Source organism: Micromonospora sp. DT4, assembly GCF_049841675.1.
Taxonomy (GTDB): Bacteria; Actinomycetota; Actinomycetes; order Mycobacteriales; family Micromonosporaceae; genus Micromonospora.
In genome coordinates this window covers 1-24,649 of sequence record NZ_JBNCKT010000037.1, presented here as the reverse complement: position 1 = coordinate 24,649, position 24,649 = coordinate 1, and the positions used below count along the sequence as shown (strand labels likewise).

Genomic DNA, 24,649 nt, shown 5'->3' with positions numbered 1-24,649 from the left:
CCCGGGGCACACCGTCGTACGGCGGTGTGCCCCGGTTCGTCTGCGCGATCATTACCAACCACTGACGTCGTTGGCGACCTGCCCTGATGATCGCGCACACTGGGCCGATGAGCACCACGTCACGGCGGTACGCCGCGCTGGCCGGAGTCACCGCCGCCACCGTCGCGATCGGCATCGCGGAGCCGGTGGCGGTGCTGACCGGCCCCCGGTCGGCGCCACTGGTCGCGGTCGGCGGGGTGGTCGTCGACGCCGTCCCCGAGCCGCTCAAGCAGTTCGCCATCGACGTCTTCGGCACCGCCGACAAGGTCGCCCTGCTGACCGGAACGGCCCTGCTGCTGGGCGCGTTCGCCGCGCTGCTCGGAATGTTGGCGGTCCGCCGGCTGGCCCTGGGCATGGCCGGTATCGCCGCCTTCGGCGTCGTCGGCGTGGCCGCCGCGCTGTCCCGTTCCGGCGCGGACGTCTTCGACGCGCTGCCGTCACTGATCGGCGGCGGGCTCGGCGCCCTGGTGCTCTGGCTGTTCATCGCCGGCCCGTTCGAGCTGGAACCCTGGCCCTGGACCCCACCCAGCACCCCCCACCCGGCCGTTGCGGACGGCCCTGTCGAGCGGCCGGTGACACCGGCCGCGCCCGTCGAGGGCGTCGATCCGGAGTCGCGCCGACGGTTCCTGACCGGCACGGGTGTGCTGCTCGGGACGGCGGCCGTGGCCGGTCTCGGCGGGCGCTGGCTGTCCGGACGGCGGGGCGTCTCGGCGGCCCGGGACGCGATCCGGCTGCCCGCGCCGGCCGCCCCCGCGCCGGCCGTGCCGGCGGGCGCGGATCTGTCACTGGCCCAGCTCGCGCCGTACGTCACCCCGAGTTCCGGGTTCTACCGGATCGACACGGCACTGGTCGTGCCGCAGGTGAACCCGGACACCTGGCGGCTGCGCATCCACGGCCGGGTGGGTACCGAGCGCACCTACAGCTACGCCGACCTGCTGGCCCGGCCGTTGGTCGAGCGGTACGTCACGCTGGCCTGCGTCTCCAACGAGGTCGGTGGGGACCTGATCGGCAATGCGCGCTGGCTCGGCGTACCGCTGCGGGAACTGCTGGACGAGGCCCAGCCGGACGAGGACGCCGACCAGGTCGTCGGCCGGTCGGTCGACGGTTGGACCTGTGGCACACCCACCGCGGCGCTCCGCGACGGGCGGGACGCGCTGCTGGCGATCGGCATGAACGGCGAACCGCTGCCGGTCGAGCACGGGTTCCCGGTGCGGATGGTGGTGCCCGGTCTCTACGGATACGTGTCGGCCTGCAAGTGGGTGACCGAGCTGGAGCTGACACGCTTCGCGGACTTCGACGCGTACTGGGTGCCGCGCGGGTGGTCCGCCCAGGGGCCGATCAAGACCCAGTCGAGGATCGACGCGCCACGGCGGCGCAACCGGCTGACCGCCGGCCCGGTGACGGTGGCCGGCGTGGCCTGGGCGCAGCACCGGGGGATCAGCCGGGTCGAGGTACGCGTCGACGACGGCCCCTGGCAGGAGGCCGAGCTGGCCCCGACGGTGTCCGTGGACACCTGGGTCCAGTGGTCCTGGCGCTGGGATGCCACGCCGGGCGAGCACCGGCTCCAGGTCCGGGCAACGGACGCGACAGGCGAGACACAGACCGACCACACCCAGGGCGTCGCCCCGGACGGCGCGACAGGCTGGCACACCGTCCCGGTAAACGTCCGCTAACCCGCTAACCCGCGCCCCGGCCCTCACCCCGGCCCTCACCCCCGGTGATCATGAGGTTGTTGCCCCGGCCAGCGGCGTGTCGTGGCGATAACTTCATGATCACCGGGGTCAACCCGGGATGGCGGACGCGGGAACCGCGCTCCCGCCCAGCGGGAGCGCGGTTCGCGGTGTCGGGGTGTGTGTCGGGTCAGGCCACGTTGCGCTGGGCCGGGACCGTCGACTTGTGCGGGCGGCCCAGGCGGGCCTCCAGGCGGGCCACGTCGACGCGAATCTGCCGGCGGTCCGCCAGGTCCTCCCAGCCGACAGCGAGCAGGCGCAGTCGCTCCGACTCGCTGAAGCCGCCCCACACGCCGTATGGCTCGCGGACGGACAGGGCATGCGCGGCGCACTCGGCGCGGACCGGGCAGGCGCGGCAGACCGCCTTGGCGGAGGACTCCCGCCGCAGCCGCGAGGATCCACGCTCCCCGTCCGGGTGGAAGAACTGCGCGCTGTCCCGGCCTCGGCAGGCACCGAGCCGCTGCCAGTCCCAGAGGTCGACGATGGGTCCGGGCAGTCTACGTACGTTCGACATCAGCACCCCTCCTCCCGCGCGGCACCGCGAGAATGCTTGTGGCCGGCTTCCGGGCGGCGGGCCGCGCAGGCGCACCGTTCCCGGCCTGGACCCCCCGGTACCCAGGTCACCGCCGGCTCACACGTCTGTGATCGAAAACGCCCGGCGAGTTGTGGCTTTTGCCCCATCTGTCGGAAAAGTTCAGATGATTGCCGGGAACCTCCTCCCCAGCCGACGCCGTCATGGTCTGCTCGTGTGCGGAGAGGAGACCATCACAGTGCGTACCGTTCTTGTGTGCGTTCGGACACCGCTTGCGGCCCAGCACCTCACTTCTGCTGCCGCACGGCTGGGCTTGTCCGCGATCGTTCGTACCGCCGTCTCCGATCCTGAGGTGATGTTGCGACTCGCCGAGCGGCCGGCCGACGTCGTCCTCGCCGACACGGCCCTCACCCGGCCGGACAGCGCGGGTTTCGTCCGCCGGGTGCTGGCCCGCGCGCCGCAGGCCGCGGTCCTGCTGCTCGGCGCCGAGGAGTCCGAGGCGGCGGCCGCCACCATCAGCGCCGGCGCCCGGGGATTGATCCAGAACGCCGACCATGACCTGACCAGTGCCGTGGCCAAGGCCCTGCTCCTGCTGACCGCGCCCGGCCGGGCCTCCCGGCAGCGGGTCACCGACCCGGCCCGGGACGCGGCGGCGGTCGGTGGTTCGGGCCGCTCCGCGCCGTCGGTACGCGGCTCCGCCGAGCCCGGCTGGACCGCCGCGACCGGCGACGGACCGGCCGGGGTGGCGTCGGTGCCCGTGCAGCGGGGCGACGACGAGGTCGAGTCCCCGACCGACGGCTCCGCCACCGGGCCGTCCGACGCGGCCCGGCCCGGCCCGGGGGGCGTCCGTGGGGGCCGGGCGTCGATCGGGCTCACCGAACGGGAACTACAGGTGCTGCTCGGCATGGCCGAGGGCAAGAGCAATGCCGAGATCGGTCGGGAGCTGTTCGTGTCGGAGGACACCGTCAAGACACACGCGCGACGGCTGTTCCGCAAGCTCGGCGCGCGGGACCGCGCCCACGCCGTCGCCGCCGGTTTCCGAGCCGGGCTGGTCTCCTGACGCCGCGCCGCAACCCGCCGCGCCTTGATCGTGCTCGAACCAACCTGGAAGTGACCTGGAAGTAGTGGCCTGCCTGTCCGGTGAGGCCACTACCTCCTTGTTCCAGCACGATCCTGAGCGGTCCGGAAGTGCCGCCGAGGGTGGAGGGTGGCCTCGGCGTGGCCCGGGAAGGGAGCGCGCCGGGGCGGGCGAGACCTCACTCGGTGGTGGCGGTGCCCGGCTCGTCCTCGGTGCCCTCGGTCAGGGTGTCGTGCACCCCGTCGGCGTATCCACGGGCGTAGTCCCAGGTCACGTAGTGGTCCGGGTCCGGGTCGTACGCCGGCTCGTGCACGCGCGGCCGCCCCGAGTTGAGCAGGTGCCGCAGGTTGCCCCGGAGCAGGTCCCAGTCGAAGTAGTGCGGTTCCCGGCAGTCCTCGCATTCGATGACCAGCCCGCGCACGCCGATGGGCGCCAGCAGGGCCTGGTAGATCTCCAGATCGGCGAGATCCTCCAGCACGTCCTGCCGCTCGACGTCGGTCAGCGGATCCGGCGTGGCGTCGTCGCCCGGATCGTCCAGCCCCGCGGTCGGGTCGGCTGGGTCGCCGTTGAACGGGTCGATGGGCTCCTCGTGCACCCCCTCACCGTAGACCCAACGCGGCGCGGACGTCCGCCCCCCGGCACCGCGCCAAGGCGGCCGCCGCCGATCCAGGTCGCGCAGGTCACTGGGTACGATGGGACGACGTGCCGGCGCCGTGGCGTGTTCCGGTGCCCGCCCGCGCCACCTCGCTGAAGCCCATCCGAGCAGCTCAGGGGAGCAATCGTGGAAAATTCGCCCAGCACCGATCTTCCGGCCGGCGTTGAGCACGCCGACCTGGGCGGCCACCTGCCCGAGCTGCCCGCCGGCTCGGCCCGGGTCGTTCCGCTCGGGCTCACCTTCGATGACGTGCTGCTCCAGCCGGGCGAGTCGGACGTCGTGCCCAGTCGGGTCAACACCCGGACGAAGCTCACCCGCAACGTCGAGCTGACCGTCCCGCTGCTGTCCAGCGCCATGGACACGGTCACCGAGGCGCGGATGGCGATCGCCATGGCCCGCCAGGGCGGCATCGGCGTGCTGCACCGCAACCTCTCCCTGGAGGACCAGGCCCTCCAGGTCGACCTGGTCAAGCGCTCCGAGTCCGGCATGATCACCAACCCGGTGACCGCCAGCCCGGACGACACGCTGCGCGAGGTCGACGAGCTGTGCGGGCGGTACCGCATCTCGGGCGTCCCGGTGGTGGACGGCAACGGCCAGTTGGTCGGCATCGTCACCAACCGCGACATGCGCTTCGTCACCGAGCCGGACACCCCGGTCCGCGAGATCATGACTCGGACGCCGCTGGTCACCGCCCAGGTCGGGGTGAGCAAGGACGAGGCGCTCTCGCTGCTGCGCCGCCACAAGGTCGAGAAGCTGCCGATCGTGGACGACGCCGGCCGCCTGCGCGGGCTGATCACCGTGAAGGACTTCACCAAGAGCGAGCAGTACCCGAACGCCACCAAGGACGACGCGGGCCGGCTGCGGGTGGCCGCCGCCATCGGTGTCGGCGAGGACGCGTACAAGCGGGCCCGCACGCTCGTCGACGCCGGCGTCGACGTGCTGATCGTGGACACGGCGCACGGGCACCAGCGGGCCGTGCTCGACATGGTCCGCCGGCTCAAGAAGGACGTCACGATCGACATCGTGGGTGGCAACGTGGCCACGTACGCCGGCGCGAGGGCGCTCGTCGAGGCCGGCGCCGACGGGGTCAAGGTGGGTGTGGGCCCGGGCGCGATCTGCACGACCCGGATCGTCGCCGGCGTCGGCGTCCCCCAGATCACCGCGATCATGGAGGCGGCCCGTGCCGCCCGCCCGGCCGGCGTGCCGGTGATCGGCGACGGTGGCATCCAGTATTCCGGTGACATCGCCAAGGCCCTGGTCGCCGGCGCCGACACCGTGATGCTCGGCAGCCTGCTGGCCGGCTGCGAGGAGAGCCCCGGCGAGCTGATCTTCATTAACGGAAAGCAGTACAAGGCGTACCGCGGGATGGGCTCGCTCGGCGCGATGCAGTCGCGGGGGCAGGCCAAGTCGTACTCGAAGGACCGGTACTTCCAGCAGGACGTGCTCGCCGAGGACAAGCTGGTCCCCGAGGGCGTCGAGGGTCAGGTGCCCTACCGGGGCCCGCTGTCCGCGGTCGCCCACCAGCTCATCGGCGGGCTGCGGGCCGCCATGGGGTACGTCGGCGCGGAGAGCATCCCCGAGCTGCACCGGCGTGGCCAGCTGATCCGGATCACCGCGGCCGGGCTCAAGGAGAGCCACCCGCACGACATCCAGATGACCGTCGAGGCGCCCAACTACCACTCCCGCTGACCATCCCCCAACAATCTGGAGTCCCCCATGCGTGACGTGGTCGAGATCGGGCTGGGCAAGACCGCGCAGCGCGGCTACCACCTGGACGACATCGCCATCGTGCCGAGCCGCCGGACCCGGGACGTCGACGACGTCTCGACCGCGTGGCAGCTCGACGCGTACCCGTTCGGCATCCCCTGTGTCGGGCACCCCTCGGACGCCACGATGAGCCCGTCCTCGGCGGTCCGGCTCGGGCAGCTCGGCGGTCTCGGTGTGCTGAACGTCGAAGGGCTGTGGACCCGTTACGAGAACCCGACGAAGGTGCTCGACGAGTTGGCCGGCCTCGACGAGGAAGCCCGCGCCACCAAGCGGCTCCAGGAGGTGTACGCGGAGCCGATCCGCCCGGATCTGATCGCCGAGCGGGTCCGCGAGCTGCGCGCCGGTGGCGGCACGGTGGCCGTGCGGGTCTCCCCGCAGCACACCCTCGCGCTGGCGCCGGTGATCCTGGACGCCGGGGTGGACATCCTGGTCATCCAGGGCACCATCGTCTCGGCCGAGCACGTCTCGACGACCGACGAGCCGTTGAACCTCAAGGAGTTCATCGCCGACCTCGACCTGCCGGTGATCGTCGGCGGCTGCACGGACTACAAGACGGCGCTGCACCTGATGCGTACCGGCGCGGCCGGCGTGATCGTGGGCATCGGCGGCGACGAGTGGTCGACGACCGAGTCGGTGCTGGGCATCCGGGTGCCGATGGCCACCGCCATCGCGGACGCCGCGGCGGCCCGCCGGGACTACCTCGACGAGACCGGTGGCCGGTACGTGCACCTGATCGCCGACGGTGACATCCAGACCTCTGGTGACATCGCCAAGGCCCTCGGCTGCGGCGCGGACGCGGTGATGCTCGGCGAGCCGTTGTCGCTGTGCGACGAGGCGCCCGCCGGTGGCGCCTGGTGGCACTCGGCGGCCAGCCACCCGTCGCTGCCCCGGGGCACCTTCGAGGTGTCCGGTGAGCCGCTCGGCTCGATGGAGCAGCTGCTCTTCGGCCCGGCCGACGAGGCCGACGGTCAGCTCAACCTGTTCGGTGGGTTGCGTCGGGCGATGGCCAAGTGCGGTTACCGCGACCTCAAGGAGTTCCAGAAGGTCGGCCTGGTCCTCGACCGCTGACGAGTTGACGCTGGAAGGCCGGCCCCGCGATCCTGCGGCGCCGGCCTTCGTCGCCTGCCGCGAGGGGGTCGCTCCCCGATACGGCCATCGGACGACGTACCGCTGGCTACGCTCGTTCCTGACCCGGGGATGGCGTAGAAGGAGTCGTGCATGGTCCGGAGCGGACGGGGACCGTACCGCCGTCGACTGACCGCCGCCCTCACGGCGCTGGGCTGCGCAGTCGCGCTGACCGGGACCGGCTGCACGGGCGACGACAGCGACGGTTTCCGACCCGGTGCGGCGGACGCCGGTGACCCGTACGTGCCGGGCCGCGGCAACGGCGGCTACGACGTCACGCACTACGGGTTGGACGTCCGCTACGACCCGACGACCGACCGGCTCACCGGTCGGGCCACCATCACGGCGACGGCCACCCAGGACCTGTCCCGGTTCAACCTGGACCTGGTCGGCCTGAACGTCGGCGCGGTGACCGTCGCCGACAGGCGCGCCGAGCACCGCCGGGACGACGGCGAACTGGTGGTGACCCCGCGCGACGGGCTTGCGCGCGGACGGTCGTTCACCGTGCGGGTCGACTACGCGGGCGTGCCCACCCCCGTCACCGACGGCGAGCTGGGCAGCGGCGGTTTCCTGCACACCGCCGACGGGGCCATCGCTCTCGGTCAACCCGACTCGGCGGCCACCTGGTTCCCGGTCAACGATCACCCGTCCGACAAGGCCAGTTACGACATCGCGGTGACCGTCCCGGACGGAGTGGCCGCGTTGAGTAACGGGGTGCCCGGTCCGCAGACCAGCGCCGACGGGTGGACGACCTGGCGCTGGTCGGAGCGCACCCCGATGGCCAGCTACCTGAGCACCCTCGTGATCGGGAACTACCGGGTGGTCACCGGCGTGCACGGCGGACGCCCCATGGTCACCGCGGTCGCGGCGAGCCTGCCGGCGACCGGTGGCGCGGCCGGCTCGGTGGGCCGCACCGGCGAGATCGTCGACTTCCTGGCCAGCCGCTTCGGCCCGTACCCGTTCGACTCGTACGGCGGGATCGTCGTCGCCGACGAGCGGATCGGCTACGCGTTGGAGACGCAGTCCAGGCCGGTCTACGGGCCGGCCTTCTTCTCGGGCGACCACCCCAACCCGTCGGTGGTGGCGCACGAGCTGGCTCACCAGTGGTTCGGTGACAGCGTGTCCCTGTACCGGTGGAGCGACATCTGGCTCAACGAGGGCTTCGCCAGTTACGCCGAGTGGCTGTGGGAGGAGCACGACGGCGGCCGGACCGCGCAGCGCAACTTCGAGCTGCAGTACGCGTCGACGGACTGGTCACAACCGTCGGTCGAGCCGGGACGGGAGCGGATGTTCGGCACCGCCGTCTACAAGCGAGGCGCGCTCGCCGTGCACGCGCTGCGCCGGACCGTCGGCGACGACACCTTCTTCCGCATCCTGCGCACGTGGACGTCCGAGCGGGGGGCCGGAAACGCCACCACCTCGGACTTCGTGGCGCTGGCCGAACGGGTGGCCGACCGGCCGCTCCGACCCCTGCTCGACGCGTGGCTGGTCGGCGGCGCGGCACCGACCCTGCCGTGACGACCCGGTGATCGTCGGTCGATAGGCTGCCGCCTGCGATCGGGCGGGAGCGCCGGTCGCGCGGGGGTGGCGAGGCCATCCACGCCGGCTTACGGGGAGGTTCGTGATGCGGGGTACGCGGCACAGGCTGCGCGTGGGCGCAGGTCTGTTGGTGACCGGGGCGCTCGTGCTGTCCGGATGCGACTCGTCCACACCGGAGGCGGCGGCGCCGTCGCCGAGCGCGTCCCCGACGCCGTCGCGGTCCTTCACCGCCGGGGCGGCCGGGGCCGGCGACGCGTACTTCCCGAGCTACGGCAACGGCGGGTACGACGTCGGGCAGTACACCGTGAAGGTGCGCTACGACCCGGCGAAGAACCAGTTGACGGGTACGACCACCGTCCAGGCCACGGCGACGGCGGACCTGTCGACGTTCAACCTCGACCTGGCCGGCCTCACCGTCAAGACGGTCACCGTGGACACCACCCCGGCCACCTACACCCGGGACAAGAACGAGCTGGTGATCAAGCCGGCGGCCGGACTCATCACGGGCAACGGTTTCGTGGTGGAGATCGCGTACGAGGGGGTGCCGAAGCCGCTGAAGAACGAGCTGCTCGGCGAGGGCGGATTCCTGCACACCGCCGACGGCGCGATCGCCTTGGGCCAGCCCGAGTCGGCGAGCACCTGGTTCCCGGTCAACGACCACCCGTCGGACAAGGCCACGTACGACTTCGAGATCACCGTCCCGCAGGGGGTGACCGCGGTCAGCAACGGCGTGCCGGGCGGCAACAGCACCATGGACGGCTGGACCACCTGGAAGTGGTCGGAGAAGTCGCCGATGGCCAGCTACCTGAGCAATGTGGTGATCGGCAAGTTCCGGATCACCACCGGTCAGCACAAGGGCAAGCCGGTCTACAGCGCGGTCACCACCAAGGTGGCCAAGGGCGCGTCCGACGCGTCGATCGCGCAGACCGTCAAGGTGGCCGACTACCTGGAGACCGTGTTCGGGCCGTACCCGTTCGACGCGTACGGCGGCGTGGTGGTCTCGGACAGCCGGATCGCGTACGCGCTGGAGACGCAGAGCCGCCCGGTCTACTCGGCCGGCTTCTTCCGGCGGGGTGAGAACACCGGGGTGGTCGCCCACGAGCTGGCCCACCAGTGGTTCGGCGACAGCGTGGCGTTGGCCAAGTGGGAGGACATCTGGCTCAACGAGGGCTTCGCGACGTACGCCGAGTGGCTCTGGGCGGAGCACACCAAGGAGTACACCGCCAAGCAGGCGTTCGACATCCGGTACCAGCAGGTGCCCGCCAAGGTGTGGAAGACCCCGCCCGGCAAGCCGGGTGTGAAGGACCTGTTCGGCGAGTCGGTCTACCAGCGTGGCGGGATGACCCTGCACGCGCTGCGGGTGGCCGTCGGCGACGAGGCGTTCTTCGAGATCGTCAAGACCTGGGCGGCGGAGAAGCGCAACGGCACCGCCACCACGGCCGAGTTCGTGGCCCTCGCCGAGCGCATCTCCGGCAAGCAGCTCGACGCCCTCTTCGACGCGTGGCTGTACGGCACCAAGAAGCCCACCCAACCCAAGAAGCTTTGAGCCCGGGTCAGTTCTTGACGACCAGGCTGGGGTGGGCCTTCAGGTACGCCTCCGCGCGGCCGGCGCGGAGTTCGGTGATGAAGGCCCGCCCCTCGCCGGTGAGCTGTTCGCCCCGGTAGGTGCTGCCCGTGCCGACGCCCGAGCCGGGCAGGCCGACCAGGGTGAACTGGTTCTCCGGCACCCCGCTGAGGGCGTATGCGAGGTCGACGATCCGGTCGCCGCCCACGTACACCAGGGTGTTGCCGAGGGCGGCGACCACCTGGTCGACGCGCTCGGGCTGCCGGGCCAGGCCCTCGTTGAGGATCTTGCGGGTCAGGGCCTTGACGAGCTGCTGCTGGTGACGCTGGCGGGCGTAGTCGCCGCCGGTGATGTAACGCTGCCGGGCGTAGTCCAGCGCCTGCCAGCCGTTCAGGTGCTGCTCGCCCTTCTCGTAGACCTGTTGCGGGCCGGTGTAGCCGCCGGGCGCGCTGTCCCGGTACTTGCCGTCCGGCTTGCGGTGCAGGGACGCGACCCGCTGGTCGACGTAGATGTCCACCCCGCCGAGGGCGTTCACCAGCTTGTCGAACCCGCCGAAGGTGAGCACGGCGCCCGCGTCGATCCGCAGCCCGGTGTACCCGCTCACCGTGCTGCGCAGCAGCTCGTACCCCTGGGCGGTGCTCGGCTGCTTGGGTTTGCCCGGCACCCGGCTGCCGAAGCTCATCGAGTGGGTGAGCTTGGTCTTGCCGCCCTTGTAACCGGCCTTCGGGAACGCCGGGATGTCCACCAGCAGGTCGCGGGGGAGGGAGAAGAGGTACGCCCGACCCAGCCCCTTCGGCACGTGCAGCACCAGCACCGCGTCGGAGTGCGGCTCCCAGCCCGGCACGCTGACCCGGGTGTCCACGCCGACCAGCAGCAGTGTCAACGGACCCTTGATGTTCGCGCCCGGCGGCGGGCCGCTCGGGCTGGGGGTGGCCGTGGCGGCCGAGGACGGGCTCGGCGAGCCGGCCAGCGGCGTGCCGGCGGACTTGTCGTCGCCGCTCAGCCGCGTGATCACGGTCGCTCCACCCACGATCAACGCGACGACGGCGAGTGCCGCCAACCCGAGCAGCAGCCAGCGTCGGCGCGGCTCCATCGACCCCAGAATCATCGTGTGTTTCCTTCCACCCGTATCCGGAACAACGCTCCGACGGGTGCTCCGGGTTGCGGCCGGGAGGCGCCGGGTCGGTCGGCCGGTGCATGATCGCGCGAAAACGGGCGCTGGCGCGAGCGCTACTGGCGGGTAATGATGCGTCCATGCGGTACGACGTGGTCGTCATCGGGTCCGGCTTCGGTGGTGGTGTCACCGCGCTGCGGCTGGCGGAGAAGGGCTACTCGGTCGGTGTCGTCGAGGCCGGCCGCCGTTTCGCCGACGACGAGTTCCCGCAGACGTCGTGGCGCCTGAGCCGGTTCCTCTGGGCGCCGAAGTTGGGTTGCTACGGCATCCAGCGGCTCACCCTGCTCCGCGCGACCGCCGGCCGTTCCGGCGGCGTGCTGGTGCTCTCCGGGGCCGGCGTGGGCGGCGGGTCGCTGGTCTACGCGAACACCCTCTACGAGCCGCTGGACGCCTTCTACACCGATCCGCAGTGGCGCGACGTCACCGACTGGCGTGACGAGTTGGCCCGCCACTACGACCAGGCGAAACGGATGCTCGGCGTCACCACGTACCCGATCCACACGGGCGCGGACCGCGCCATGCGGGCGGTGGCCGACCGGATGGGGGTGGGTCACACCTTCCACGCCACCCCGGTCGGCGTGCACATCGGCCGTCCGGGCCAACGCGTCGCCGACCCCTACTTCGGTGGTGCCGGCCCGGAGCGCACCGGCTGCCTGCACTGCGGCTCGTGCATGACCGGCTGCCGGCACGGGGCCAAGAACACACTGGCCAAGAATTACCTCTGGCTCGCCGAGCGGCTGGGCGCCACCGTGCACCCGCTGACCACGGTGACGGCCGTCCGTCCGGCCACCGGCGGCGGGTACGAGGTGCACACCGAGCGCACCGGCGCGTGGTTGCGCCGACGGCGGCAGGTGATCCATGCCGACCAGGTGGTCTTCGCGGCCGGAGCGCTCGGCACCCAGCGGCTGCTGCACGAGATGAAGGCCACCGGTGCGCTGCCGCGCCTGTCGGATCGGTTGGGCGCGCTGACCCGGACCAACTCGGAGGCGATCCTCGGCGCGTCGATGCCCCGGCAACGGGCCCGGCAGCAGCGGACCGACTTCACCGAGGGAGTGGCGATCACCAGCTCGTTCCATCCCGATCCGCAGACCCACATCGAGCCGGTCCGCTACGGCCGCGGCTCCAATGCGATGGGCCTGCTCCAGTCGTTGCTGGTCGATGGGGGTCCGCACCGGGTCCGGCGGTGGTTGGGCAGCATCGTCCGGCAGCCGGGGCTGGCCGCCCGGATGCTGTCGGTGCGGGGCTGGTCGGAGCGGACGGTGATCGCCCTGGTGATGCAGTCGGTGGACAACTCGCTGACCACCCGCTGGCGGCGCGGCCTGTGGGGTCGCCGGTTGGTCGCGGGGCCGGGCCACGGCACCCCGAGCCCGACGTGGATCCCGGCCGGCAACACCGCCACCCGACTGCTCGCCGAGGAGATCGGCGGTACGCCCGGTGGCTCGCTCACCGAGCCGTTCGACATCCCGGTCACCGCGCACATCCTGGGCGGGGCGGTGATCGGCGCCACCCCGGCCGACGGGGTGGTCGACCCCTGGCACCGGGTGTACGGCCATCCGGGGCTGCACGTGGTCGACGGCGCGGCCGTGTCGGCCAACCTGGGCGTGAACCCGTCGTTGACGATCACCGCGCAGGCGGAACGGGCGATGTCCTTCTGGCCCAACAGGGGTGCTCAGGACCCCCGCCCACCCCTGGGCACTCCATACCGCCGGTTAGCCCCCGTACCCCCGAACGAGCCGGCGGTCCCCGCGGATGCCCCGGCCGCGCTACGCCCCTGACAGGGGCCGGCGGAGGATGTGGTTGACGCCGACGTCGGCGGGCGTACCGGTGGAGGTCAGAGCGCGCCGCGCCGAGTGCGTGGGGCGCGGCTCGGGGCGGCGGTGACTGTCGGTAGGCTTTGTACACATGAGCCTGCCTCGCCCTGTCCTCGTGGTGGACTTCGGAGCCCAGTACGCCCAGCTCATCGCGCGCCGGGTCCGCGAGGCGAAGGTCTACTCCGAGATCGTGCCGCACTCGATGCCGGTCGCCGAGATGTTGGCGAAGAACCCGGCCGCGATCATCCTCTCCGGCGGTCCGGCCAGCGTGTACGCGCCGGACGCCCCGCAGGTCGACGCCGGTCTGTTCACGTCCGACGTGCCGGTCTTCGGCATCTGCTACGGCTTCCAGGCGATGGCCCAGGCGCTGGGCGGCACCGTCGCGCACACGGGCAGCCGGGAGTACGGCGGCACGCCGCTGCGTCCCCGCCTCACCGAGCCGGGCGTGCTGCTGCGCGACCTGCCGGCGGACCTGCCGGTCTGGATGAGCCACGGTGACTGCGTCACCGAGGCGCCCGAGGGCTTCACGGTGACCGCCGAGTCGGCGGGCGCGCCCGTGGCGGCCTTCGAGGACGTGGTCGGCCGCCGGGCCGGCGTCCAGTTCCACCCGGAGGTCGGCCACACCGCGCACGGTCAGGAGATGCTGACCCGCTTCCTGTACGACATCGCCGGCATCGAGCCGACCTGGACGCCCGAGAACATCATCGACGAGCAGGTCGCCCGGATCCGGGCGCAGGTCGGTGACAAGGAGGTCATCTGCGGCCTCTCCGGCGGGGTGGACTCGGCGGTCGCCGCAGCGCTGGTGCATCGGGCGGTCGGTGACCAGCTCACCTGCGTCTTCGTCGACCACGGTCTGCTGCGCGCGGGCGAGGCCGAGCAGGTCGAGAAGGACTACGTCGCCGCGACGGGCATCAAGTTGAAGGTGGTCGACGCCGCCGACCGGTTCCTCGGCGCGCTGGCCGGGGTGACCGACCCCGAACAGAAGCGCAAGATCATCGGCCGGGAGTTCATCCGGGTCTTCGAGGCCGCCGCCCGCGAGATCGCCTCGCACGGTGACGTGGAGTTCCTCGTCCAGGGCACCCTCTATCCGGACGTGGTCGAGTCCGGCGGCGGCACCGGCACCGCCAACATCAAGAGCCACCACAACGTCGGCGGCCTGCCGGAGGACCTGAAGTTCGCGCTCGTCGAGCCGCTGCGCACCCTGTTCAAGGACGAGGTCCGCGCGCTCGGCCTCCAGCTCGGCCTGCCCGAGGCGATGATCTGGCGGCACCCGTTCCCCGGGCCCGGTCTGGCCATCCGGATCATCGGCGCCGTCGACCGGGACCGCCTCGACCTGCTGCGCCAGGCCGACCTGATCGCCCGTGAGGAGCTGACGGCCGCCGGCCTGGACCGGGGCGTCTGGCAGTTCCCGGTGGTGCTGCTCGCCGACGTGCGCAGCGTCGGCGTGCAGGGTGACGGGCGCAGCTACGGGCATCCCGTGGTGCTGCGCCCGGTCTCCAGCGAGGACGCGATGACCGCCGACTGGTCCCGGCTGCCCTACGAGGTGGTTGCCCGGATCTCCACCCGGATCACCAACGAGGTCGCCGAGGTCAACCGCGTGGTCCTCGACGTGACCAGCAAGCCGCCGGGCACCATCGAGTGGGAGTGAGCCAGCCTCATGCGGCCGGCGGGGTCGTCGGCGGGTAGGGCGGCGTCGGGGCGTACCCCGGCTGCGGCCCACCGGGCGCGGACCCGGCGGTGGGCTGCGGCGCGACGCCCGCCGGGTGCGGCCAGGCGGGCGCGCCGGTGGGCTCCTCGGGCATCAGGAACCACATGATCGGGTACGCGAGCAGCGCGAGCCCGCCGGTGAGCAGCCCGGTGACGGCGAAGGCCACGCGGACCAGGGTGGGGTCGACGTCGAAGTAGCGGCCGAGGCCACTGGCGACCCCTGCCACCATGCGGTCGGTGGTGGGTCGCCGGAGCTGCTTGTACGGGGCCTGGGGAGCGGCGGTAGGTGTCATGTCTCCACGGTCCGCGCCGGGGCCCGCCCTGCCCTCGGTGACCGCCCGGATGCCTACCCTGATCGATCCCTGAGCGGGAAGCCAGAAGTCAGGAATCCGACTCTTTTCCGTTCCGGTAACGCGGCCCGGGGAGAATTTGGACCCGTGACCACCATGCTGGAGCCGCTTCGCAGGATCGCGGCATACGCAGTTTGTGCTGATTCAGACGGCCGAGTGTTGCTGGTCCGCGCATCGGAGCGCTCCGGCACACCCGGCACCTGGTCCCTGCCCGGCGGGGCGGTCGACCACGGCGAGGACCCCAACCACACGGTGGTCCGCGAGACCGCTGCCGAGACGGGCCTCTCGGTCGCCGTCTCGGGCCTGGCCGACGTGCTCGCCGACATGCGGGCCCTGCCCGAGCGCGGCATCACCATCCACACCGACCGGCTGATCTACCGGGTGGCGGTGCGCGGCGGCACCCTCGCCGACCGGACCGGCGAGCGCCCCACCGACCTCGCCCGGTGGTACACGCTGGACGAGGCACGCCAGTTGTCACTGCGCTCGTTCACCGCCCGTGCCCTCGGTCTGCCCGCCTCCTCGGCCGACGTGGTGCCCGACGAGGCTCCCGAGTTCCCCTCCTTCTACGCGGTCCCCGGCCCGGACGGGCTGCACCGTGCGCAGCGCTTCGCCGCGTACGCCGTGTGCACCGATCCGGCCGGCCGGGTGCTGCTCACGAGGATCTCCGACGGCTACCCCGGCGCCGGCTGCTGGCACCTGCCCGGCGGCGGCACCGACTACGGCGAGCAGCCCGGCGCGGCGCTCATCCGGGAACTGGTCGAGGAGACCGGCCAGGCGGGCCGCCTCGTCGAGCTGCTGGGTGTGGCGAGCCACCGTGACGCAGCCTCGCTGGGCCCGGAGGGTTACCCGATCGACTGGCACGGCGTACGCGCCTTCTACCGGGTGGTGGTCGACCAGCCCAACCCGCTGACCATCGCCGACGTCGGCGGCTCCACCTGCGAGGCCCGCTGGTTCGCCCGCGAGGAGCTGGGCGCCCTCCCCACGGACCACCTGACCGAGGTGACAGCAGAAGCAGTCCAAGCAGCCCAACTAACCTAACCCCCGCACACCCACCTCCGGCGCTCCCCACCCGGCGTTCCCCCTGCGTCGCGGTGATCATGAAGTTATTGTCAGGACACGCCGAGATGGACGGCGATCTTCATGATCGCCGGGCTGGATCGGGGCCGGGTCCGGGGTGGGTTGGGGTGCGGGGGAGTGGGCGTGGGGGTTTTGGTGCGGCGGGTTGCGGTTTATGGGGCTTTGGAGCATCTGGGGCGGTTCTTGGTTGTTCGGGTGGGTGGCGGGCGGGTCTGGTCGCTGCCCGGAGGGCCCGTCGCGCATGCTGAGCACCCTGAGCGGGCCGTGGTGCGCACGATCGCCGAGCAGACCGGGCTGACCGTGTCGGTGGCCCGGTTGCGTTCCGTCGTCGCGGACGTGGACGCCAGCGCGAGTGACGGCATATCGGTACACACCGACAGGTTGCTCTTCGAGACGACCGTGCTCGGCGATGTGCCGGAGGTCACCGACGGTGGCACGGTCGAGGCCCGCTGGGTCAGCCCCGAGGCCGCGACCGGGCTGCCGTTGACGCCGTTCAGCGCCGAACTGCTCGGCCTGCCGGTCGTCCCGCTCCGGGCCGACGCGTACCCGTCCGCCGAGCCCCTTCCGACGTCGCATCCGGACCGGCGGCTGCGCTTCGGGGCGTACGGGCTGGTCACCGACCCGGCGGGGCGGATCCTGCTGACCCAGATCGCCGAGGGCTACCCCGGGGCCGGCAAGTGGCACCTGCCCGGCGGCGGCACCGACCACGGCGAGCAGCCGACCGCCGGGCTGCTCCGGGAACTGGTGGAGGAGGGCGGTCAGGTGGGCCGCGTGGTGAAGCTGCTCGGCGTGGACAACCTGCACAACCCGGCCGCGCTCGGCCCGGAGGGTCGTCCGCTGGACTGGCACGGCGTCCGGGTGATCTATCGAGTGCTGGTGGACGTACCCACCGACGCGTTGGTGACGGAGTCCGCTGGCGGCTCGACCGCGCGGGCGGGCTGGTTCACCGCCGCCGAGGCCGCTGACCTGCCGCTGACCGGCATCGCTGCCTCGGCAATCGGACAGCTGGGCTCATAGCACTCAGCCCAGCGAGCCGAGTTGGCTACCCTCCGGTAGAGTCGGAGGCGGGAATGGTGGAGGAAACGGGCGATGAAGCCCGGGATGGGAATAACAAGGCGGTTCGCGCGGGTTGCACCAGATAAGTACCGCCGGCAGCTATCGCCAAGCCACATTCCTCTATGCGATGGTGTACTCCGCAAAACGGTCTGCCGGGCCACGCAAGGTCCGGCACGAGACAGCCGGACACCCGCCCAACGGCGGTAAGCCGATCCGGTGATGGAGGAAACGTGCCGAGAGCCCCATGGCGCCGGCGTCGTACGACTGACAGTCCGCGCCCCGCAGGGCGTCGCTGGGCGGGCCGGTTGCGCCGCAGCAGCACGTTCGCCCGCCAGGTGCTGCTGGTCCGGGTGGGTCGCCGTGATGGTGACCCACAGGCCACCAACCTGACACTGCCCGAGCACCGGTACGCCGACCGCCAGCGCCGTCGCTACGGTCTGGACCGGCTCAGCCGGCCTGCCGGCGTCACGCGCGCCGAGATCAAGGCGGTCATGCCGGTCAGCCCGGCACTGCCGCCGATGGCGCACACCGACGAGGCCGTCGCCGGATCGATCCCCCTGCTCCCCGGTGAGCGCACGATGGCCCGCCGGATGAAGTTCGCCCTGGTCAACGCCTGCACCCTGGCCAGCCTGATGCTCGGCATGCTGGCGATCTTCCTGGCCATGCAGGGTCAGGTGCGCATCGCCGCCCTCTGCCTGATCGCCTGCGTCGTCTTCGACGGCCTCGACGGTGCGCTGGCGCGTCGGCTCGGCGTCGCCAGCCCGTTCGGCGCCCAGATGGACTCGCTGGCCGACATGTGCTCGTTCGGCCTCGCCGCACCCGTGGTGGTCTACGCCTCGCTCGCCGGCTCCGTGTCGACGGCCGCAGCTGCGGTGGCGTGTGCGCTGGTGGCGGCGTGCGCGGCGATCCGGCTGGCCCGCTTCAACGTCTCGCCGAAGGACGGCCGCTTCTTCTGCGGCGTCCCCACCACCATGGCCGCCGCCGTGCTCGCCGTGACCGTGGCCATCGGTCTGCCGGTGCCCGGCCTCGTGCTGGTGGCCGGCGTGGCACTGCTCGCCTTCGCGATGGTGTCCAGCTTCCCGTACGCCAAGCTGGCGCGTCTGGTGAAGCTGCCGCCGTGGCTCTGGCTCGCCCCGGTGCTCGGCGCTCTCGTCGACATCCGGCTCACCTTCGCCCTGATCGTGGTCGGCTACCTGGTGAGCGGGCCGGTGCTCTGGCTGCGCCAGCGTCGTACCGCCTGATCCGACACGCGAAACGGGGCGCCGCAGACAGCGGCGCCCCGTTTTCGCATCTCGGTTTCAGTGCCAGCGGGCGATGACCGTGGAGCCGCCGACCACCTTGTCGCCCGGCCCCACCAGTGGTTCCGCTGCGTCGGCCGGCAGGTAGACGTCGGTCCGCGAGCCGAACCGGATGAGCCCGAAACGCTCGCCCTTGGCCAGCAGCGCGCCGATCGGCGCGCGCTGCACGATGCGGCGGGCGATCAGGCCGGTCCGCTGCGCGACCACCACCGTGCCGCGGCTGGTGTCCAGAACGGTGTACGCGGCGACGTTGTGCTCGGCGTCCGGCTTCATCGCGTTGACGAAGCCACCGTCGGCGACGAAGTAGTCCACCACCTTGCCGGCGACCGGAGCACGGTTGACGTGCACGTCCAGCACCGAGAGGAAGACCGCGACGCGCAGCCACTCGCCGTCGCCGAAACGCTCGTCGTGCAGCCGCTGCACCGACAGGACCTTCCCGTCCGCGCTGGCCACCACGGCGTTCGGGTCCTCCGGTACGTCCCGCTGGGGATCACGGAAGAACACGGCGACCGGGCCGGCCGCCAGCGCCGGCAGCAGCCACAGCTTGGACGACGGACGCGCGACCCGGGCCAGCGCCGCCAGACCCAGCGTGATGCCGGCCGCGGCCACTCCGTTGGAGTCGATGTGCATTCCCCTGGTCAGGGGCACGCTCGACGGCCGGTACGCCGGGGCCAGCCGGTCGGCCGTCGCCGGGCTGGCCGGCGTGAACCGCAGCCGGTAGACCCGTACCGGCGGCGAGTTGCGCAGCACCAGGTCACCGCCGACGCCGTACAGGGCGTCCTGGCGGGCCAGCTCGCCGGCCGCGCCGGTGGTCCGGCCCGGCGTCGCGGTGGTGGCGACGCTCAGCACCGCGCCGTCGACCAGGTACTTCGACAGGCTCTGAATGCCGCTACGGGCCTCCTCGGCGGTGCCGGTGAACGCCTCGCCGGCGATGACCACCGCCGCGGCCTCGGCGTCGGCGAGCGCGTCGACCACGCGTACCCGGTCGGTGACCCACCGGCCCTGGGCGGTGACGTGCTCGCGGAGCGCGGCGGCGTCGGAGGACTCGGCGGGCGTCACGGTGAGCCGGTCGCCGGGGAGCAACGCCTCGATCGCCGCGGCCAGCACCGCGGACTCCGGGCTCGCGCCGACCAGCAGGGCGACCTTCGGGTCGTTCATCCGGGCCAGCTCGGAGACGAGCGTACGGGCGGCGCGCTCGCCGATGCGGACCGGACCGGACCGGCCGGTGGTACGCACGGCGGGGGACTGCGTCATGACGGGCGGGCTCCTGACGGGGTAGAGACGGGAATCGTGGCGGGGGCGCCATGGCGGGACGGGCCGGCCGGCGGAGGCGAGATCTCCACCAGCCAGCATATGCGCCTGCCCGCGCCGGCCGCACCGCCGAGCCCTCGCCGAGGAGCGCGCGGGCCGACAGTCGGCTCAGGAACTCCCGCGCCGACCCGTCCGCTCGTCGTCGGCCGCGGGATCGTCGCCGCTGGCCGGATCGTCGCCGCTGGCCGGATCGGTCGCCCGAATCTCGCCGGCCGGAGTGATCGGGTGGTCGACCTGGGTCGGCTCGGCGGGCTGGGCCGGGGCCGGCGGGGTCTCCGGCTCTGCCGGGGCGTGGGCCAGCCAGGCGGGATGGACCACGCCGGCCGTGGGCGTCTCCGGTGTCCGCAGCTCGGCCGTGGGCGTTTCCGTCGTGCGCAGCTCGGCCGTGGGCGTCGCGTCTGGCGTGGCCGGCGCGAACGTGGCCGGCGCGAACGTGGCCGGTTCGAACGTGGCCGGCGCGAACGTGGCCGGTTCGAACATGGCGGTCTGCGGCGTGCCGCGCTCGGCCGCGACGGGCTCGGGCGTGACGGGCTCGGGCGTGACCGGGACGGCGTCGGAGGCCGTCGCACCCGGCTCGGCGATCCCGTTCGGCTCCGGGCGGCCCGGGCGGCCCGGGCGGCCCGGGCGGCCCGAGCGGCCCGAGCGCAGCGCCCCGACCAGACCGAACACTCCGATCAGGATCAGCGCCCCGGCCAGGAACCAGCCGACCGGCGGCAGCGCGAGCCCGAGCAGTTGGGCGAGCAGCCACCAGGCCGACAGGGCCAGGAACACCAGCCCGAAGGCGAACGAGAGCAGGTCCGTGCGGTGAGCCTTCACCGGGTCACCTCCAGGTTGCCGGCATTGACGTGGATGTACAGGCGCAGCTTCCCGCCGCCGGGACCGTCCGCGCCCAGGTCGGTGGACTCCCGCAGCCGGCCGTCGATGCCACCGGAGCGGTTGCCGAAGACAGTGGCGTCGCCGGCGTTGACGTCGGCCACCGTGGTGACGTCCACGTTGGGCGGTACGACCACCGTTGCCTGACCGAAGTTGATCGCCACGGTCACCTGGGTGTCCCGCTTCGTGAAGTCGATGCCCCGCAGGTCGAGGACGGCGTCACCGAAGCTGTTCTCGTACCGGTCGGCAAGGTCGCGGTAGTCGGTGGGCGCCCAGGTGACCGCGCCGTCCACGCCCCGGATCCGGTCGTAGGACTCGGCGACCGTCGCCGTGCCCAGCGCGGCGGCCGTCACCAGGCCCAGCGCGATCAACCAGCGTGCCCGGCCGAACCAGGTGCCGACCAGCAGCCCCAGCCCGATGGTGGCCAACGCGGCCGCGAAGTACGCCGAGGCGCCGACGTCGAAGACGTCCAGCAGGTCGAGCAGGGCGACCACACCGAGCGCCAGGAAGATCAGCGAGAAGGTCACCGCGCCGAGCGGCGAACGCTCCCGGGGCCGCTTCGGCGGCTTCGGTGGTTTCGGCGGGGGGTACGCGGCCGGCGCCGGCGTGGCGTACGGGCCGTGTGGCGCGAACGGAGGGCGGTACCCGCCCGGTGTCGCCGCCCCCGGGTGGGTGGACGGGCCGGCGGCGGGTACGGCGGTCACCGGTGCCGACGGCCAGCCGCTGGTAGGCGTACCGACGGTGGGCGTGCTGCTGCCTGGCCAGCCCTGCTCGGGCGCCGGCCAGCCGGTGCCCTGCGATCCGGTCGTGACGCTGGCCGGCTGTGCGGACAGCGGGCCTGCCCCGGACACCACCGCCGCCTGGAACACCGGCTCGGCGCCGACGGGCGGTTGCGCCGCGGTGGCCGGCTGGTCGCCCTGGACGGACGCGTACGCGCTCTCCGGCGCGCCGGCGTACGACGGCGCGCCACCCGCCAGTGGCCCGGTCGCCAGCGGACCGCCGGGCGGCGCCGCGCTATACGTCGGGGCGGGCCAGGCGACCGGCGGAACCGGCCCGGGTGGCGTGCCCGCCGGGGAGGGCGGCACCGGCCCACCCGGAGGCTGTGGCCCACGGTTGTCCCGGTTGAGCAGCAACGCGCCGCCGATCAGGATGGCCGCGCCGAGCAGCACCGCGCGGAAGGCGTCGGTGACGATGTAGCCGAAGCTCGCGGCCACGAGGAGGCCCAGGATGATCACGGTCATCGGGGACATGCTGGAACGGCCCCGCCCCAGCATGGACTCCACCGGGGACGCCGTGTCGCCCTCGTTCGGGATGATCAGCCAGGCGGCGACGTACACCAGGATGCCGATGCCGCCGAAGAACCCGAGCACCGCGAGGAGCACCCGCCACAGCACCGGATCGGTGTTGGTGGCCCGTCCGATCGCCGCGCAGACCCCGGCCAGGTAACGGCCGTCGCGGGGTCGGACCAACCCGTACCGCGAGGTGAAGCCGGTGCCGCCCAGCGGGCCCACGGACGGCCCGGGCGTGCCGGGCCCCGGAGGCGTACCCCCGCCGGGTCCGTAGCCCGTGCCGGGCGCGTAGCCGGCGCCGGGCGCGTAGCCCGCGCTCGGCGGCTCGTACGCGCCGGACGTGGCGCCCGGCGTCGGTCCGGCGGGCGGGCCGAAGGTGGTGGGCTCGGTCCAGCCGGCGGGCGTCGCGGTCGGTGCGGGCGGTGCTGAACCACCCGGCTGTGCCGACCCGGGGCGGGGCGGCGGGGCAGCTTCCTCGGTCATGCCTCGATCCTGCTGCCCACCTCGCCCGAACGACCTCAGGACCCGACCCTGACGCCACCCTGAGATCCGGGCGGCCGGAATGTCGGGGGCGTCCCCGTGGTCGTCGGACGCCGCAGCGTGTGACGATCGGACCCACCGCCTCGCGCCCAGCCCACCACCGTGACCAGGGAGCCTGCGATCAGCACCGTGACCCCACCTCCGCGCCTCTACCGGGCCCCCGAGCATCGGATGGCCGCTGGCGTCGCCGCCGGCATCGCCGATCACCTCGGCATCTCGGTGCTGCGTGTGCGAGTCGCGTTCATGGTGCTGCTCGGGCTGAGTGGGCTCGGGCTGCTGCTGTACGCGGCGTTCTGGGCGGTGGTGCCGCTGCGGCCCGGCGACACCGCCGTGCCGCCCCGGCGGGACGTGGCCCAGCTCCTGCCGTTCGTCGGGATCGGGCTCGGTGTCCTGCTGATCCAGGTGATGGTCTTCGACTCGGTCGGCGCGGCGGGCACCGCCGGCTGGCTGGTGGCCATCATCGCGGTCGGCGCGGGCGTGATCTGGCACCAGTCGGCGCCCGAGCGGCGGCGGCGCTGGGGCGAGGCGATGCCGGTCCCGTGGCTCGGGGCGGTCGTCGAGGAGAGCGACCGGCGGGCCTTCGTGCTCCGGTTCATCGGCGGCGGGGTGCTGGTCGCGGTCGGCATCATCGGTGTCGCGGCGGTCTACTCGCCGGCACAGAACTTCGACGCGGTGATCAACGGGGTGATCTTCGCGCTGGTCGGGTTGGCCGGGGTCGGCGTGGTCGCGGCGCCGGTGCTCTGGCGGACGTACAACCAGCTCCGCGCGGAGCGCGAGGGCCGTATCCGGGAGCAGGAGCGGGCCGAACTGGCCGCGATGGTGCACGACCAGGTGCTGCACACGCTGGCGCTCATCCAGCGCAACGCTGGCGACGTCAAGACGGTGCAGCGGTTGGCGCGGGGGCAGGAGCGCTCGCTGCGCAACTGGCTCTACAAGCCCACGGCCTCGCCGAACGAACGCTTCGCCGCGGCCCTGGAGCAGGCCGCCGCCGAGGTCGAGGACACCTTCGCGATCACCGTGGAGGCGGTGGTGGTGGGGGACCGCGAGACCGACGAGAAGGTCGGCGCGCTGGTCGCCGCCGCGCGGGAGGCGCTGGTGAACGCGGCACGGCACGCCGGTGTGCAGACCGTGTCGCTCTACGCCGAGGTGGAGCCCGATCAGGTCAGCGTGTTCGTCCGGGACCGGGGGAAGGGCTTCGATCCGGATACGGTGGAGGACCACCGGCACGGCGTACGCGGTTCGATCATCGGACGGATGAAGCGGCACGGCGGACGGGCCGAGATCCGGTCCGGCCCGGGGGAGGGGGCCGAGGTCCGGTTGATCCTGCCGATCTCCCGGGACTCGTCCGCGGCGGAGAGGAACAAATGACCATGGCCGAGCAGCCGACGGAACACCCGGACCAGGCGGCCAGCCGCCCCGAACGCCTGCGGGTCTTCCTCGTGGACGACCACGCGATGTTCCGGGCCGGTGTACGTGCCGAGCTGGGCGCCCACGTCGAGGTGGTGGGCGAGGCGAGCACGGTGGCCGAGGCGGTCGCCCGGATCGCCGTCACCGGGCCCGACGTGGTGCTGCTCGACGTCCACATGCCCGACGGCGGTGGCCGCGCGGTGCTGGAGGCGATGCGGCGCAGCCATCCGCAGGTCAAGTTCCTGGCCCTGAGCGTCTCCGACGCGGCCGAGGACGTGATCGGGCTGATCCGGGCCGGCGCCCGGGGGTACGTCACCAAGACCATCTCTCCGGACGAGTTGGCCGCGGCGATCCGCCGGGTCGCCGACGGTGACGCCGTGTTCAGCCCTCGGCTGGCCGGGTTCGTGCTGGACGCGTTCGCGGCCCGGCCGGACGCGCCGGTTGCCGACCCGGAGCTGGACCAGCTCACCAACCGTGAGCGGGAGGTGCTGCGCCTGCTCGCCCGCGGGTACGCCTACAAGGAGATCGCCAAGGAGCTGTTCATCTCCATCAAGACGGTGGAGACGCACGTGTCGAACGTGCTGCGCAAGCTCCAGATGTCCAACCGGTACGAGCTCTCCCGCTGGGCGGCGGACCGCCGGCTCGTGTGATTATTGACCCGTAACCCAAATGGTTTGTGATCGTTTGGGGTGTATGGGCGTTACGGTGCGGGACGCGCGTCGGCTTT

Annotated in this window: 19 protein-coding genes and 1 pseudogene; 13 read left to right on the top strand and 7 right to left on the bottom strand. The window is 72.5% G+C overall.

Annotated features, from left to right (window positions below):
* The first annotated feature begins 107 nt into the window (after window positions 1-107).
* Window positions 108-1,712, top strand: coding sequence for a molybdopterin-dependent oxidoreductase (locus ACLQ24_RS13455; protein WP_425891649.1), 1,605 nt, complete (start codon window positions 108-110; stop codon window positions 1,710-1,712).
* 187 nt (window positions 1,713-1,899) lie between these two features.
* Here ACLQ24_RS13455 and ACLQ24_RS13450 read toward each other — a convergent pair whose 3' ends face one another.
* Complete coding sequence (locus ACLQ24_RS13450) at window positions 1,900-2,283, bottom strand: WhiB family transcriptional regulator (protein ID WP_425891648.1); 384 nt, start codon at window positions 2,281-2,283, stop codon at window positions 1,900-1,902.
* Window positions 2,284-2,539: 256 nt separating this feature from the next.
* Between ACLQ24_RS13450 and ACLQ24_RS13445 the strand changes: the two genes are divergently transcribed.
* Complete coding sequence (locus ACLQ24_RS13445; protein WP_425891646.1) at window positions 2,540-3,361, top strand: response regulator transcription factor; 822 nt, start codon at window positions 2,540-2,542, stop codon at window positions 3,359-3,361.
* A gap of 196 nt (window positions 3,362-3,557) precedes the next feature.
* On the opposite strand, the gene ACLQ24_RS13440 is transcribed toward ACLQ24_RS13445, so the two are convergent.
* A complete protein-coding gene (locus ACLQ24_RS13440) occupies window positions 3,558-3,974 on the bottom strand; it encodes a DUF5319 domain-containing protein (RefSeq protein ID WP_425891644.1) in 417 nt (138 codons plus the stop codon).
* A gap of 186 nt (window positions 3,975-4,160) precedes the next feature.
* On the opposite strand from ACLQ24_RS13440, the gene guaB reads away from it, so the two are divergent.
* The 4 genes from guaB to ACLQ24_RS13420 all read left to right on the top strand — a co-directional run bounded on the left by guaB (window position 4,161) and on the right by ACLQ24_RS13420 (window position 10,011).
* Window positions 4,161-5,723 carry an IMP dehydrogenase gene (guaB, locus tag ACLQ24_RS13435; protein WP_425891641.1) on the top strand — a complete coding sequence of 521 codons (1,563 nt, stop codon included), beginning with the start codon at window positions 4,161-4,163 and terminating at the stop codon, window positions 5,721-5,723.
* Window positions 5,724-5,750: 27 nt separating this feature from the next.
* On the top strand, window positions 5,751-6,869 hold the full coding sequence (locus ACLQ24_RS13430) for a GuaB3 family IMP dehydrogenase-related protein (RefSeq protein ID WP_425891639.1): 1,119 nt from the start codon (window positions 5,751-5,753) through the stop codon (window positions 6,867-6,869).
* Window positions 6,870-7,019: 150 nt separating this feature from the next.
* Window positions 7,020-8,444: a M1 family metallopeptidase gene (locus ACLQ24_RS13425; RefSeq protein WP_425891637.1), complete on the top strand. Its 1,425-nt coding sequence runs from the start codon at window positions 7,020-7,022 to the stop codon at window positions 8,442-8,444.
* A gap of 106 nt (window positions 8,445-8,550) precedes the next feature.
* Window positions 8,551-10,011, top strand: coding sequence for a M1 family metallopeptidase (locus ACLQ24_RS13420; protein WP_425891636.1), 1,461 nt, complete (start codon window positions 8,551-8,553; stop codon window positions 10,009-10,011).
* A 7-nt stretch (window positions 10,012-10,018) separates the two neighbouring features.
* On the opposite strand, the gene ACLQ24_RS13415 is transcribed toward ACLQ24_RS13420, so the two are convergent.
* Entirely contained in the window at window positions 10,019-11,137 is a 1,119-nt protein-coding gene (locus ACLQ24_RS13415; protein ID WP_425891634.1) for an LCP family protein, read from the bottom strand.
* Window positions 11,138-11,283: 146 nt separating this feature from the next.
* Between ACLQ24_RS13415 and ACLQ24_RS13410 the strand changes: the two genes are divergently transcribed.
* Window positions 11,284-12,978, top strand: coding sequence for an FAD-dependent oxidoreductase (locus ACLQ24_RS13410; protein WP_425891632.1), 1,695 nt, complete (start codon window positions 11,284-11,286; stop codon window positions 12,976-12,978).
* A 127-nt stretch (window positions 12,979-13,105) separates the two neighbouring features.
* Entirely contained in the window at window positions 13,106-14,662 is a 1,557-nt protein-coding gene (gene guaA, locus ACLQ24_RS13405) for a glutamine-hydrolyzing GMP synthase (RefSeq protein WP_425891630.1), read from the top strand.
* A 7-nt stretch (window positions 14,663-14,669) separates the two neighbouring features.
* Here the strand turns inward: guaA and ACLQ24_RS13400 are convergent, their stop codons facing one another.
* Window positions 14,670-15,014 (bottom strand): PspC domain-containing protein, encoded by a 345-nt coding sequence (locus ACLQ24_RS13400; protein ID WP_425891628.1) that lies wholly within the window; start codon window positions 15,012-15,014, stop codon window positions 14,670-14,672.
* A gap of 144 nt (window positions 15,015-15,158) precedes the next feature.
* On the opposite strand from ACLQ24_RS13400, the gene ACLQ24_RS13395 reads away from it, so the two are divergent.
* The 3 genes from ACLQ24_RS13395 to ACLQ24_RS13385 all read left to right on the top strand — a co-directional run bounded on the left by ACLQ24_RS13395 (window position 15,159) and on the right by ACLQ24_RS13385 (window position 18,445).
* Window positions 15,159-16,109, top strand: coding sequence for an NUDIX hydrolase (locus tag ACLQ24_RS13395; RefSeq protein ID WP_425891626.1), 951 nt, complete (start codon window positions 15,159-15,161; stop codon window positions 16,107-16,109).
* Window positions 16,110-16,211: 102 nt separating this feature from the next.
* A complete protein-coding gene (locus ACLQ24_RS13390) occupies window positions 16,212-17,165 on the top strand; it encodes an NUDIX hydrolase (protein WP_425891624.1) in 954 nt (317 codons plus the stop codon).
* A 344-nt stretch (window positions 17,166-17,509) separates the two neighbouring features.
* The gene (locus ACLQ24_RS13385) at window positions 17,510-18,445 is read left to right on the top strand and encodes a CDP-alcohol phosphatidyltransferase family protein (RefSeq protein WP_425891623.1); all 936 of its coding nucleotides are present in this window, start codon (window positions 17,510-17,512) and stop codon (window positions 18,443-18,445) included.
* Window positions 18,446-18,502: 57 nt separating this feature from the next.
* Here the strand turns inward: ACLQ24_RS13385 and ACLQ24_RS13380 are convergent, their stop codons facing one another.
* The 3 genes and pseudogenes from ACLQ24_RS13380 to ACLQ24_RS13370 form a co-directional block, all read right to left on the bottom strand.
* Window positions 18,503-19,756: a phosphatidylserine decarboxylase gene (locus ACLQ24_RS13380; RefSeq protein ID WP_425891622.1), complete on the bottom strand. Its 1,254-nt coding sequence runs from the start codon at window positions 19,754-19,756 to the stop codon at window positions 18,503-18,505.
* 600 nt (window positions 19,757-20,356) lie between these two features.
* Window positions 20,357-20,629 (bottom strand): annotated as a pseudogene (locus ACLQ24_RS13375) (hypothetical protein); the annotation flags it as partial.
* Window positions 20,626-22,458, bottom strand: coding sequence for a PspC domain-containing protein (locus ACLQ24_RS13370; RefSeq protein WP_425891620.1), 1,833 nt, complete (start codon window positions 22,456-22,458; stop codon window positions 20,626-20,628). The pseudogene ACLQ24_RS13375 and the gene ACLQ24_RS13370, both read right to left, overlap by 4 nt.
* 159 nt (window positions 22,459-22,617) lie before the next feature.
* On the opposite strand from ACLQ24_RS13370, the gene ACLQ24_RS13365 reads away from it, so the two are divergent.
* Window positions 22,618-23,883 (top strand): PspC domain-containing protein, encoded by a 1,266-nt coding sequence (locus tag ACLQ24_RS13365; RefSeq protein WP_425891618.1) that lies wholly within the window; start codon window positions 22,618-22,620, stop codon window positions 23,881-23,883.
* 2 nt (window positions 23,884-23,885) lie between these two features.
* Window positions 23,886-24,572 (top strand): response regulator, encoded by a 687-nt coding sequence (locus tag ACLQ24_RS13360; protein ID WP_425891689.1) that lies wholly within the window; start codon window positions 23,886-23,888, stop codon window positions 24,570-24,572.
* The last annotated feature ends 77 nt before the right edge of the window (window positions 24,573-24,649 follow it).